The sequence below is a fragment of the Treponema sp. Marseille-Q4130 genome (assembly GCF_014334325.1).
Classification (GTDB): domain Bacteria; phylum Spirochaetota; class Spirochaetia; order Treponematales; family Treponemataceae; genus Treponema_D.
This window is the reverse complement of record NZ_JACSET010000003.1, coordinates 96,556-109,532: the sequence shown is the minus strand read 5'-3', so window position 1 is coordinate 109,532 and position 12,977 is coordinate 96,556. Positions and strand designations below refer to the sequence as shown.

Below are 12,977 nucleotides of genomic sequence, written 5' to 3'. Positions count from 1 at the left end.
AGGGAGCGACGTAACTTTATCTGCTGCGTTACTGATCAGCTTGCGTTTCAATTCACGCTCCTGTAAGGGAGCGACGGATTCCTTGCCGTCGACCTCTTGCCTGATATGGTTTCAATTCACGCTCCTGTAAGGGAGCGACAACTTACCGTCTACAAGAGCCTTTATACTATCTTTGTTTCAATTCACGCTCCTGTAAGGGAGCGACTCCCTTTGGCGTAGATGATGACGCGGTTATCGGGTTTCAATTCACGCTCCTGTAAGGGAGCGACAAACAGCAAATATAACGCCCGTGTATACATGGCAGTTTCAATTCACGCTCCTGTAAGGGAGCGACGTTATTTCCGCTTGCGGCTTCAGCGCAAAAACCGTTTCAATTCACGCTCCTGTAAGGGAGCGACTCGGACTGACCGCAAGATCGTGTGCCTTACCGTGTTTCAATTCACGCTCCTGTAAGGGAGCGACAGTATAGCAGTTATTCTTTTGTAATATCGATATTTACACTATAATTTCCGCGAACTTCATTCCGAAACTACAGTGTCAATATCTAATTCACTATAATATAACAGGTTATAAAATTCAAGCGGAATGAATAACCAATGTGTGCTTCCCGTTCGCGGTAGGAAATCCGATTATAAAATCAAAATCCCTTGCGGATTGATGGGTTTCTTTTGCCCTACGTGTTCGACCTTACGCTCCCAATTTGCACCGAGCGCGTAAAAACGTATACTGTCGTAATTCGGATTTATTTCATTGAGCAATTTACTTTTCAGCGCAACCCATTGCGCGGGGTCGACTAAGCATTCAAAGACGGAATACTGAACGCGCTGCCCGTAATTTTCAAGAATCTTCGCCACATGCCGAAGCCGCTTTTCCCCTTTTTCATCTTTTGCCACATCATAACTTACCAGCATCATCATCGTGCGCGCCCTCTTTTATTTCCAAAGATATACCGGATAGCCGTCGATGTCGCCGCGTATGTGCCGAGCCAAAAGCCGCGCTTGGGTATGGAACAAAATTGCAAGATGCATTCTTTTTTCCACATACGGGTGCTGCATAACGGTTTCTTTCTTTTTTTGATAAGATGTAATTACGGTTTTGCGAGCCGCTTCATCCATGCTGACGGCGCCGCTTGCAGTTTTTTCAAATTGTTCGGGTGTAACTTCATTTCGATTGATAAGCGAAAGAACCAATCGGTCGGCAAAAAAAGAACGAAACTCTTCAGCAAGATCAAGGGCAAGACTTAAACGGCCGGGTCTGTCGCGGTGCATAAAGCCGACGGCGGGGTCAAGGCCGACGCATTCCAGAGCGCTTATCATATCGTGATACAAAAGCGTGTACACATACGAAAGCATTGCATTTACCGCGTCAAGCGGAGGCCGCCGGTTACGTCCTTCAAATTTGAATCCGTCTTTTTGAGAAATAATCAATTCATCGAAAACGGAAAAATATGCTTTCGACGCATCGCCCTCAATTCCTCGCAAGACATCCAAGTCGCATTCTTTTTCCGCCTTATCGATATTCGAATCCAAAAGCGCAACTGTATTTTGAATTCTCTTGGCATCGATTTTTTCACCGTGATCGCGCAGTGAGCGCTGCAGCACGGTTTTTTGATTGGCCAGTTTTCCGATAATAAAATATTTTGCAAGCGCAGCGGACTTTCCTTTATCGTCCGAAATTCTGTACTGTTCCTTTCGAAGCAAAACATTTCCCGCAACAGGCCCTTGCACGCGCGCAAGGAATTTTCCCGTTTCCGTTAAAAAACTTATCGTAATATTATACTTCGGCGCAGCGCCCAACAAAAACGGACTGACGAAAATATTCCCGAAACAAATAATACTGTCGAGCGTTATAAAAGGAATCAGCGCGAGCACCTTGCGGTCAGCAACGACTTTCACCGCTTCCCCTTTTTTATGCAGATATGTTTTTTGCGTGGTAATATAAAGCGTGTTAAGAAAGCGCTGCATACATCCTCCGTATATTATTCGTCAATCGTAGCAACATCCTGCCGCAAGCGTCGCCTGATATAATCGACTGCCGATTTGTTTTTGCCGGCGGATTCGGGAAAGCACTCGTCGATAAACGAACAGCTTTCGCATTTTTTAGAATAGACGGCCGCAGGTGTTTTTCCGTCCGCAACGAAACGATGGAAGCGCTCGGCAAGCTCGATTGTTTCTTTTCTCAGCTCATCGGTGATGGGTATAAGAATGCGCCGGCGGATTTTAAAATAAAACAGCGCTCCTTCATCTATTGTGCGGTCGAGCATTTCTTCAAGGCAAATAACTTGAGCGCACAGTTGTACCTCATCGCTTGTGTTTTCTTTCGGTTTTCCGTGCTTGTATTCTACCGGAATGATTTTTCCGTCGGAATAAAATTCCACAGCATCGGTACAGCCGGTAACGCCGAGAAGGGCTGACGCGATTTTTAAATTGCGCTCGGTCTTTACGGTTTTACGCGACTCCGCCGTATTGCCGTGAACTTTTTCGTGCTGAACCCGGCCTGCCGCCGTAAAAAAGTTTTCGCTCCATTGCTGTTCAATGTGTATAAGCGCGCACTGCCGCGGACAAAAGCGTAAATGCTGAAGCCCGCTGAGCACCAGGTAGTCGGATTCAGGGTACATTAGAGCGCCTAAAACGAAAGAACTTCCGGCGTCAAGTCCGGTAAATTATCCGTCGTTATAGTATAGTCATCCGCCGATTTGGCTTGTGAAACACCGTCTTTTTTAGTAATTTTTAACGTACGGTGAACTTTAGCGGCGGAATACTGACCGCTTTTCGAATTGTGCTTCCACCAAAAAAGCTTTATCACTTCCATACTGCCTTCAGGGCGCGCGGATGAAGCATCGTTGTCGAATATGTGAAGCAGCGCATGTTTGATTTTATCGGCATCCGAATCATCGAAGCCCGTGAGCTCGGCCAACTGCGGATTGATACTTCCGTATGTTGCATATATGCCGAAATCGACACTGTGTTTCATACCCATCGTATCCGAACCGCGCTTAGTTCCGTCGCCTTCGCCGCTGACGCTTTTTGTAATCTGCAAACTTGTTACGTTGATCGGGTCGATGCTGAATGCCGGTTGGATGGTTACCGGTCCGCGAATACCGACCGAAACGCCTTTTTTCTTATCCTTATCTTTATCACCTTTGAATGCAAATACTTGTCCGAAACTCCTTACATCGATCCATGTTTTATTCGCAAGTTCTTGAAGCTCCGCTTCGTTTTTCATAGCTTTGCCGAGCACCGCTTCCGCGCGGCTGCGCAGCGAACGATAATCATCTTTTCGATAATCGTCGGACTGCACAAAAATATTTTCGCCTGCATCCTGCAAACGGTTTCTGATTTTTCTTTTAAGACACACGTCTGAAAGTTCACCGTATCCGTCCAAGGTTGTCCGAGGGATATTTCCATTTAAGGGATCCCCATTCGGGTTTGCATTTTTTACGCTGAACACCAACGCAAAATCGATTTTGTTTTTTAAAGCCGCCATACTGTTTATTCCTCCGTATTGTTATTTGTATTTGATGTATCGTCAGTTGTTTTTCTAAACGCTTTTAACTGGCACATATAGCCGAGTAAGTATTCGCCGGACAACGGACTGTCGCTATTATAATCATCAGCAGTAAACAATGCACTGATGTCCTGCAATCTTTGTTCAAACCATTCCGCTAATCCCGGCTTAAGGTGCCGTCGATAAGGTTTGAGTTTGTCTGTATATAAAAGTCTCTATGTCGAAGCCGGCCTTAAAGCAAATTGCTGCATGTAACGAAGCGCATTCGTTTCCCGATTTTGATCCATTTCTTTTAATGCAGCCCTTTCTTCTTGATGAGCGACGGCTAACAGTCTGCCGTAAAGATAATCGCGGCTTGTTCTGTTCTCTTCTAAAGCCAATTGATATTCCTCCTTTATTCTATTTCTATTATATTTATAAACAGCGCACGCTGTTTCCAATACAAAATCACGCTTATACGATGTATCAAGCGTTAAAAGTTTTGACGCCGACAGCACACATTGCTGTTCCAAATCAAAGGGTATCGCGCTGCCGTCAAGGATACAGGGTAAAAGCCGTTGAACGGTTTTTTCAATTTGATTCGGCTTTACCCGCTCCCCGTATGCGCATTCGGCAATCTCTTTCGGAGAAGGCGTCCCTATCGAATGAATATAATCTTTTACGGTACTGTCTTTGTTCCACTGCCAATAACTTCTATACCACAACAGTCTGTCATACCAGTTATTCAAAGCTCGTACGATATCGGTATTTTGCAGCTCCCTATACAAAGCGATTGAAACACGCCCCTGCCCCGGTGTCGCTTCTTTTATAACCAGTATCATAATATTTTGCGGATTACCGATATCACCGTAGTACCCGACCAGACGTTTATTCATCGCGTAAGCGAATTCTTCCGCTGGCTTATACTCTTTTTTTTGCGTTTTACCCTCTTCTGCAAAATCGACACTGTAGTCAAAGATTCCGCTTCCTTCGACAATAGACGGGAGTTTATCGCCTGCCGCATTCCACGTTACAACGGAAAGTCCGTCTCCCAAGCTCTCCCCTTGCCGCCCTATTAGCCAACGTAAGGCACAATGCGCTTTTTGCGTCGCGTCGGCTCCGACTTGGCACGCCTCCTTATCGGTTAAAAACCTGCCGCGGAATGTATAATTTTGAGTATCGTTTGACGAAATGATTTTTGCTTTATCTCCGCCGTGCCGTATTTTTGCCGGATGGTATGCGGCAATTTTTGTACTGCTTCCGTCCGTATAGTTTAATCCCGTTTCTCTGATACGCTTTTCCCGATCTTTTTTATCGGTAAACTGAACTTTACAATATTCATCAAAAGCATCGGAATTATAATATTGTATCCAGCTGTTTTGCGTCGCTTCGTCGTTCCATAGTTCCGGTTTTGTATCTCCGGGAAGCTCAACGCTCCAGCGGATAAAATCGGACACGTCATCGCAGGCTATACCCGAACGTTTTAAATCTTCCGACAAAGTCCCTTTTGCAGCGTATGCATATACGGCTTTTACTTTATCGTTTGCAAATGCAGAACACGCCCAGCTTTTTAATAAATTTATATACATACCGTGTTTTTCAGTGTCGTCGCACACGTATTCCCATTTATCGCACAGCGGGTACGCGTCGGCACCGCTGGAGCGCGACGCACAGGAATCGGTACAGGGCATCGCCGTTACCCGGTCTTTCGATTTCACGTCAATAAGTTCGGCTTTTATAAAGTTGCCCTTTCCGTCCAAAACAACCGTCACGGAGGCATTATTGGAAATATGATATATAGGAGCCGGTTTATCGTCCGTTTTTTTATCTATCATATTGTCATATACTTTTTCCAATTCGGTAAGCCAGCTCATGCATCTTCCTCCGCTTTAATTTTGGGATTCTTTACGCTGTAATTTCGTATTTCACGCCGTACCGTGCACATTTCCGGACGAGGGAATTCTATTATTCCCTTATCCATCTTTGCCTGCCAAAAACGCGCGGAAAGAACATCCGTATCGACTTCCGAAGGATAATCAAAACCGTGAAACATTAAACCGAAAGCGAACAATCCGTCATCATCGTAAAAACTTTCCCCGCTGCCGAATTCACAGGGTTCGACATAACCTTGACATTCGCGCGCGCCGAGGAAAATATCCCTTCTGCCGCCTTTTTCAAGGGAACGGCGCGCCATATCGAAATGTTTGTTTTCATTTCGGTCCTGTTCCAAATCGGAGCGCTGCATATTCCACTCGAAATGCGCCTTTACTTGATATTCAATATCTCTTAAATACGTATACACTGATAAATCGTTACCGCCGTTATAACACAGCGGTTTTATATTTTTCGATTCCGTACCGATTTTTTTAATAAGCCGTACCTTATCGATAACCCAAACGATCGTCGGCTTCCAATATATACTTTGTGTTATCCCTTTTAACGCTTCATACGTCGGTACAAGATAGGTACTTTTTTCCCCGCCGATTTTGGTAACCGGATCGGTAAAAAGCGCATATCGCCCGGTAAGCCGGTATTCAATACTGTTTTCTTTCAAAGCAGCCTCCTTTTAATAATTTAATAAAATTGCTTAACTCCATTGTAATCGCATTTTTTTATCATGTATTATTTTAATAATTTAACGGCGACAAATTATCGCTTGTAATCTCTTCCGTTATGCCTAAATCATCGCTGTAAAATCCCGCATGCAGCGCGTAGATACCCGTTTCGGGAATGACCTCGTATATCATGCCCTTGCTTCCCAAATGCTGTAATTGATTCGTATATATATTAACCGTGTATTGCTGACATTCGTTTAATAGAGATTTTAAAGACATATAGTAATCGCTGTCCGATTTTTCAAGCGCGCACAAAGAATTGATTAAGCGCTCTCCGTCTTTATACGGTACGATAACGCCGGTCGTTGCATCCGCAATTACTTCAAAATTGTCCCATGCGGTTCTAAATGCCTGCATATACGGCAGCTGCCAAGTTTTTCCGTTATGAATGCGTTCGTATTCGCTGACAGCAGACTTGTTGTCGGAAAGCATATCCAAGATAGTTGAATCCTTACCCTTTATACTGTATTGAAGTATATTTTCGGTAAAAGATGCGTAATAGTATTTAAAAAACCGTTCGATTATTTCCGGATGTACTAGATTTTTTTCACACGCCTCGTATTCGCGCGAATCGTATTCTCGCAAAACCCGTTCCATGCATTTTTGGCCTATTTTTAATTCCTCCAGCGAATGCAGCTTTTCTCCTTCGAGAGCAAATAGCGCGAGTTTCCCGCATACGGCGTTTCCGTTTGTATCGTGCAATTCGCTGTTTCTGTTACAGCGTCCCGCCGTTTGAATAACGGAATCCAAACCCGCCATATAGCGGAGCGCACTTTCAAAACTTACATCGACACCGGCTTCTATCAAACGGGTACTTATGCAAACAATTCTTTTTTGTAAAGGAAGATTATCTGTTACGGTTTTTATTATATTTTTTCTGTGCGCAGGGCACATATTCGTACTCAAGTGATACACATAATCCGCACAGCCGGACTCGTCAATAAGTTCGAACAATTCTTTTGCCTGCGGTTTGGTATTTACAACGGCAAGAAAACTGTTGTGCGTTTCCATTTCGTGTTGAATATACGAGGCGATATCGCCTGCGCTGTGTTTTTTTGTGCCGCCGGCGGTTTTATCGATAAAGCGTACCCGTTTAAGCGCGTTAAAGTGTTCCGCTAAATCTACTATTACTTCGCCATCAATATGAAGCCTGTATCGGTTTTCTTCGATTTTATCCAAGCACGGCTGCGTTGCAGTACAAAGCAAAGCGGAGCATCCGCAGCATTTCACAAGGTATTCCAATCCCCAATTAAAAAGATAGGTCGCTTTTAAAGGCAGCGTTTGTACTTCATCAAATACCAAAATACTGTTTGCCAGCCGATGCATTCTACGTATTTTCTTTGTCCCCGAACCGAACAACGTTTCAAGAAACTGTACCATAGTCGTAATGACTACGGGCGCAGTCCACGTTTGTTCCGCTTTATCATATTCGTCTTCCGATTCTTTTAAATCTCGTTTTTTCTCGGCAGATATGTTTGAATGGCATTCCAAAACGATGCCGCCCCTCGTACGCTCATCTTCAAGAATGCTTCTGATTTTATCGGCGTTTTGGTCCAAAATCGAAGTGTACGGCGCAACGATAAAAATACGGTCAGCCCCTATTTTTGAGCCTGTACGAGGGCGAAGCGCAGCGATGCAAGCGTCTTACCCGCTCCCGTAAAAGCCGAACACGTATATATACCCTTTTCGCCCGCGCCCAATCCGGCGCAGCGATCGGAAACGGTTTTTCGTATTTTGCCGAGCACGTCGGTATTTGAAAACTTTTTTAATTCCCGTTCCATCTTTTGTAAAAGAACGCCCCAATCGGGAGTTGCATTACAATCATCAAGTAACATTGCTTTATTTTCTTCAAAAGCCGCACTGTTTGTTCTGTCGGCATCGATAAGGCAGCTGGAAAGGTTCCGCAAATGCAAACCCATGTTAAAAAAGAATTTCTTTCGATCGACTTTTTTGTCGGCGTCCGTGCAGCCGGCCTTACACGGGAGCGCAAGTTGTTTTTTCCCGCCATCTTGCAAATCAAATTTACTTATGCATTCGGCAATCTCCCGCTCGATCTCTTGCGGAAGCGCGGCCGCCGCTTCATTTAAGTCGGTATCGTCTGCCTTTTTATTCAGCCGCTCAAGGAATTCCGACCTTCCGTCGAGGCCCAACATATCGGGAAGCCCCGAACCGTGATGGAACATAACCGCTGCCTGAATCGCCGTTTCCGCAAGCCCGACCTCATCCGACAAACGATGCACAAGATATTGTGCGCCTGCCGTAGCGTGATCTTTTTTGTGCCGGATTTTTCCCTCTACCGAATTTTGCAAATACAGCTGCCAAGCGGGAGACGCTTTTCCCAAGTCGTGCAGCAAACCTGCAAGCTGAGTCGCGAATTCAAGATGGATTTTTTTTCCGAAACTTTTTGACAATTCCGCCGTTTGCCGCAAATGGTCGGATAATTTTTGATAGCCGCCGTCCGACTCACGGTATCGCGCCCGCAAATTCATAGACAACACCGGTATAATACGTTCTTATATAAACGCAAGAAAAATATGTTTATCATGCAACCGTCTCCCTTATTTAAAAGTATCCGCATTACGAATGTGCGGCAGATTTTACCGCTCCTTCGTTTTTTCCATCCCCTCTCACACTTCCACCCGCACGACGATACCGCCGCGCCCGTTTTGCGTATCGCCGATGCGCGCAAGGCGTGCGTTAAAACGAAAGGTATTCGGCTTGGCGGCGCGAAGGATCGCGGCTCCGGTCGCACGGATGTACCCGGCACGCTGTAAACCCGCATTGCCCAAGACTTTCGCGCAAACATCTTCCGCCGAAACGGAAATCGCATTGGCATCGTGCGGATTATAAGGTTCGGCTTGAACGCTCACACGGAGCGAAGCATAGAGCTTTTTCTTTGCGTCGCGTACTTTTTGCGTGCCGTTTAAAATATCGTCGCCGATTTTTTCGGAAAGCGTATCATCGAGAAAATCCGATCCGTCGTTCCAACCGTAAAAGTTCGTCCCGACAATGCCGATCGTAAACGCCGCATTGCGATTTTTAAAATACCGTATAAACATCTGCTCGGGCGTTTCGTTTGCGGTATCAGGTTTTAAAACCTCTTTTGCCGCGCAATACAGCAAAAACCCCGTATCCGTTTTACCCGCACCCGGCATCGCATTCGTTTTGTACAGCGCGGTAAAGGCGGCCGTATCGCTGTGCGTGCGCCCGTATAGCCACGCAAAAAGCGCTTCCGCCGCAATAGGTTTTACGATAAAGAGCGTAAGCTGCGGAAACTTCATAAACAAAGCCGTCCGGCGTGCAAGCAGTTCCGCGACAAGCAAAGAATCGCCGCTTTCGACCGCAAGCAAAAGCGCGCCGATGTGGGTCAAAAACGCAAACGTATCGGCATCCGCGATTTCAAAATCGGGTTTAAGATACACGCGGATGTCCCTGCAAAGCGCTTCGTCCGCATACGTATACCAGGTACTCGAAAAATACGCGCTTCCGTCGAGCATCTGTCTCGCATCAAGCAATCCTTCCGTTATGCCTTCAAGTTTTCCGCAAAAATCAAGCTGCCCCGTCCGCGTCCGATTAAAGCCCCAACAAAGGGGATCTGTTTTTCCCGCCGCCAGAACGATGACATCCGCATCGTTTCGATTTTTCAGTTCCGTCATACAAACCTCCGATCGTTGATTACAATCCCTATGAATACTCGATTCCGCCTGCCGTTGGCAATGATACGCAGCCTTTTCAAAAGCCCAATGCGGAAGTACAAGATCTCCAAACCCATGAAAAAAACAGAATAACACTGCCCAAAGCAATCAACTCACCGATGAGTCCTCCCCATGAAGCTGCTTCGGCTTCTCTTCTGAGCCGTTCTTCCTCTTCCCGCATTCTAAGCACCTGTTTATAGGCTCTTTTCGCTTCGTGAATGATATACGTGTTTTCTGCATAAGTAAGACAATAGCCTTGAATACTTTCCCAAGCATAGTCCATATTTCCGCCCGACTCATCCAGACATTCCAGCGCCGTGAAAGCCGCTCCGTCCTGAAGCATCTTTCGATTTTTCATTTGCTGTTCCGTCATACAAACCTCCTATAGCGCAATTATTACCGCAGCGATCTTACGGAGAAATTATACGATGTGAGGTGTGTCAACAAGTGATACAGGTGAGCCGTTTTATTATTTTTTTGATTTGATCAAAACCGGTAAAAAACTGAAAAATCGCGGGCGGCACGTTTACGCACTTGCTCCGTTCCGTCAATAGGGAACCTCGAAAAACTGCAGTTTTTCGAGGTAACTTTGAAAATGCGATGTTGTAACTCGCGATAATACAGCGAGTTACAACTCGTCAGCATCTCGAAAAAGTCGCTAAAGGTGAGTTTTTCGAGATGCCCAATACAATTTACCCATGTTTCGAACTTCCGCTTTTACCGCTTCGACAAGCTCAGGCGGATTGAGCACGGTAACGGCGCTCCCGAAGCTCATAACCCAATGAAGCGCTTCCGGCAGTTGATTCGTTTTAAATGAAAGATATACGCTGCCGTCTTTGTTGTGCCGAAGGCGCTGCGTCGGGTGCCAGCTGCGTTCCAAAATATACGTGTTTATCTTTTCATCGAACAAAAGCTCTATCTTCACCGGAGCGCCGGCAGTATCCCAAACGCCGAATTCGCTGTCGAAATATTTTTTCGGATTAAAATCTTTCGGGCGCTCAAAATGCTCTTCCGTCGTTTTCGGATTTTTCATCCGCGAAAATGCGAATATCCTGCACTTTTTGTGTTTCAAACAATAAGCGAGCATATACCAGTTCCCTTTTTGGCAAATCACGTGATAGGGCTGGGCGAGCCGCACGCAATACGTTTTATCTCCGAGCGATTTGTATTCGAATTCGAGCGTACGCTGCATTTTCAGACTTTCGAAAACCGCATAAAAAACGCCGTTGTCTATCTGCGGCAGCGGATCGCTTATAAAGCTTAAATCGCCCGACAAAAAAAACGAATCGACGGAAACTTCTTCGGGCATAAGATTTATAATCGTATCGAAAATATTTTTCATGGACGATTCGAGCGGCGTATTTCGGTATTGCTCCAAGAGCGGAATAACCGCCGACACCGCAAACAGATCGCCTTCGGAAAGCATGACGCTCTTTATAAAAAACGTCGGATCGATATAATAATAACCGCGCTTTGCCTCATCGTATTCAAGCGGAGCGTTGTACCGGTCGCGCAAAAAATCGATATCGCGCATAATCGTACTGCGCGACACTTCAAACTTTTTACACAGATACGATGCATTCGGAAATTTCCCGCAACGGATGATTTCGTCGATTTTGAGAATGCGAAAAACTTTTACTTTTTCTTCACGGTCTTTTTTCAACTTTTTTGCCATAACATTACCAGTATAGCACCGCTTTATAAAACGCGCAGAAAATATTTTTCACAGGCGGTTTTTCCCGTATTTTAAGTTTTCCCGCAGCAAGGCTTTACTGTGCCCCTTCGGCTCTTTGTTTTTTATCGGGACGAAACCTTTTTGCCGGCCGCCCTTCCGCCGCTTGCTCACGCGCGGCGTCCTCGCTCCGCTGCGGTCGCTGCCTTCGGCACGGCTCCACGGCGGCGTAGGCTGTATCGCGCAGCAGTGGAAACGAAAATTGCCAATTAAGAATACGCACAATCGCTCCTAACAGGCATATCGAAGTGTATACTTTTGATACATATAAGTGCGCAAAAACGATTCAATATGTATATTTTTGACAGATTTTTTCCTCATCCGTAAAAAAATCGGTGCCGTTTACCGCACGCAAAACGTAAAGCGCCCGTTTCGATGCGAAATTTCCGACAAAAAAAACGCCGTTTTCATCGATTATTACCGCCTCATCCGAGACAAAATCGCCGAATTTCAGTATTTTTACTTTTTTTTAGATGGTTGGCATAAAAATTGCTATAAAGATAGGTGAGAGCTGCGAAATCGAAAGGATCGCAGCCCGCTCGGAAACGGCTTTACAAAGCGGCTTCCGTGAATTACAAAAACATTTGGAGGTACGATAAAAAGCGTCGTCTGAAATATCGCCGTCGCTTTTTATCTCGAGTTTGCTGGATGTTTGCAGAAGACGTGTATATATATCGTTCCGATAAAAATCGTACGAGTACAATACACCGTATTTGCAAACTCGATTATTGAACGTGTGCGCATTTGCGCACGGCTAAAAACTTTTTCGAAAGTTGCAACTTTCTGCAAAAGTTTTTATGGAGGTTTGATATGAACGAATTGGCACTTTTCAACAGCTTTTTTAATCATGCGCTGAACGACACGATGGGCGATTTCAATTTCGGTACTTCTTTCAACGTGCCGAAAGTCGACGTAAAAGAGACGAAAGACGCGTACACACTTGAAATGGATTTGCCCGGCATGAACGAAAAGGACGTAAACGTCGAACTCGACCACAACGTTTTGACCATCTCTTCGCATCACGAAGAGAAAAAAGAGGAGCAGAATAAAAACGCGAAAAAGGATGAAAGCAAATGGCTCATCCGCGAACGCCGCGTCAGCGAGTTCAGCCGCCGCTTTACGCTCCCCGACGATGTCAACGGCGAACAGGTTGCCGCATCTTTTAAAAACGGAGTGCTCACGGTAGCCATACCGCGCAAAGCGCTTTCCGCACCCAAACGCATAGCGATCTCCGCCGACTGACGCAAGGTGCACAAAAGCATACGGCACGGTCATACCGCAGAGTATACAGACCGTGCCGCACGAGTAAAGTTTTCGGAGAACACCCGCCGCGCGTTGCGCGGCGGGTGTTTTATTGACAGACGGCATGATATGATGCATAGTATTGATACATTCGATATTCTGATATATCGTATCGTCGTATGAAAACAAGCAATTAACGGTGGGATT

11 protein-coding genes, 1 pseudogene and 1 CRISPR repeat array (1 of these 13 running past the window's edge) are annotated in these 12,977 nt (G+C 45.6%); of the genes and pseudogenes, 1 reads left to right on the top strand and 11 read right to left on the bottom strand.

All coding sequences use genetic code 11. From position 1 onward, the window contains the following. A CRISPR array of direct repeats spans positions 1 to 462; the repeat unit is 31 nt; unit sequence GTTTCAATTCACGCTCCTGTAAGGGAGCGAC; it reaches 472 nt to the left of the window's first position. Between the two features lie 167 nt (positions 463 to 629). The 11 genes and pseudogenes from cas2 to H9I36_RS04200 form a co-directional block, all read right to left on the bottom strand. Continuing rightward, positions 630 to 917 carry a CRISPR-associated endonuclease Cas2 gene (cas2, locus tag H9I36_RS04255; RefSeq protein ID WP_180487405.1) on the bottom strand — a complete coding sequence of 96 codons (288 nt, stop codon included), beginning with the start codon at positions 915 to 917 and terminating at the stop codon, positions 630 to 632. A gap of 15 nt (positions 918 to 932) precedes the next feature. Continuing rightward, complete coding sequence (cas1c, locus tag H9I36_RS04250; protein ID WP_187384139.1) at positions 933 to 1,964, bottom strand: type I-C CRISPR-associated endonuclease Cas1c; 1,032 nt, start codon at positions 1,962 to 1,964, stop codon at positions 933 to 935. Between the two features lie 14 nt (positions 1,965 to 1,978). Then, positions 1,979 to 2,617 (bottom strand): CRISPR-associated protein Cas4, encoded by a 639-nt coding sequence (gene cas4, locus H9I36_RS04245; RefSeq protein ID WP_187384138.1) that lies wholly within the window; start codon positions 2,615 to 2,617, stop codon positions 1,979 to 1,981. 8 nt (positions 2,618 to 2,625) lie between these two features. Continuing rightward, positions 2,626 to 3,486 carry a type I-C CRISPR-associated protein Cas7/Csd2 gene (gene cas7c / locus H9I36_RS04240; protein WP_187384137.1) on the bottom strand — a complete coding sequence of 287 codons (861 nt, stop codon included), beginning with the start codon at positions 3,484 to 3,486 and terminating at the stop codon, positions 2,626 to 2,628. Between the two features lie 5 nt (positions 3,487 to 3,491). Beyond that, positions 3,492 to 5,360 (bottom strand): annotated as a pseudogene (gene cas8c / locus H9I36_RS04230) (type I-C CRISPR-associated protein Cas8c/Csd1). Then, positions 5,357 to 6,040, bottom strand: a complete 684-nt coding sequence (gene cas5c / locus H9I36_RS04225; protein ID WP_187384135.1) for a type I-C CRISPR-associated protein Cas5c — start codon at positions 6,038 to 6,040, stop codon at positions 5,357 to 5,359. Before cas5c ends, cas8c begins: the two are co-directional and overlap by 4 nt. Before the next feature lie 73 nt (positions 6,041 to 6,113). Then, the gene (locus tag H9I36_RS04220; protein ID WP_187384134.1) at positions 6,114 to 7,658 is read right to left on the bottom strand and encodes a CRISPR-associated helicase/endonuclease Cas3; all 1,545 of its coding nucleotides are present in this window, start codon (positions 7,656 to 7,658) and stop codon (positions 6,114 to 6,116) included. A gap of 41 nt (positions 7,659 to 7,699) precedes the next feature. Next, a complete protein-coding gene (locus tag H9I36_RS04215) occupies positions 7,700 to 8,590 on the bottom strand; it encodes a CRISPR-associated endonuclease Cas3'' (protein ID WP_187384133.1) in 891 nt (296 codons plus the stop codon). 138 nt (positions 8,591 to 8,728) lie between these two features. Then, positions 8,729 to 9,757: a hypothetical protein gene (locus H9I36_RS04210; protein WP_187384132.1), complete on the bottom strand. Its 1,029-nt coding sequence runs from the start codon at positions 9,755 to 9,757 to the stop codon at positions 8,729 to 8,731. Between the two features lie 76 nt (positions 9,758 to 9,833). Beyond that, positions 9,834 to 10,169, bottom strand: a complete 336-nt coding sequence (locus H9I36_RS04205; protein WP_187384131.1) for a hypothetical protein — start codon at positions 10,167 to 10,169, stop codon at positions 9,834 to 9,836. A 285-nt stretch (positions 10,170 to 10,454) separates the two neighbouring features. Beyond that, positions 10,455 to 11,471 (bottom strand): helix-turn-helix transcriptional regulator, encoded by a 1,017-nt coding sequence (locus H9I36_RS04200; RefSeq protein WP_187384130.1) that lies wholly within the window; start codon positions 11,469 to 11,471, stop codon positions 10,455 to 10,457. A gap of 867 nt (positions 11,472 to 12,338) precedes the next feature. On the opposite strand from H9I36_RS04200, the gene H9I36_RS04195 reads away from it, so the two are divergent. After that, a complete protein-coding gene (locus tag H9I36_RS04195) occupies positions 12,339 to 12,770 on the top strand; it encodes an Hsp20/alpha crystallin family protein (RefSeq protein ID WP_187384129.1) in 432 nt (143 codons plus the stop codon). Positions 12,771 to 12,977: the final 207 nt, after the last annotated feature.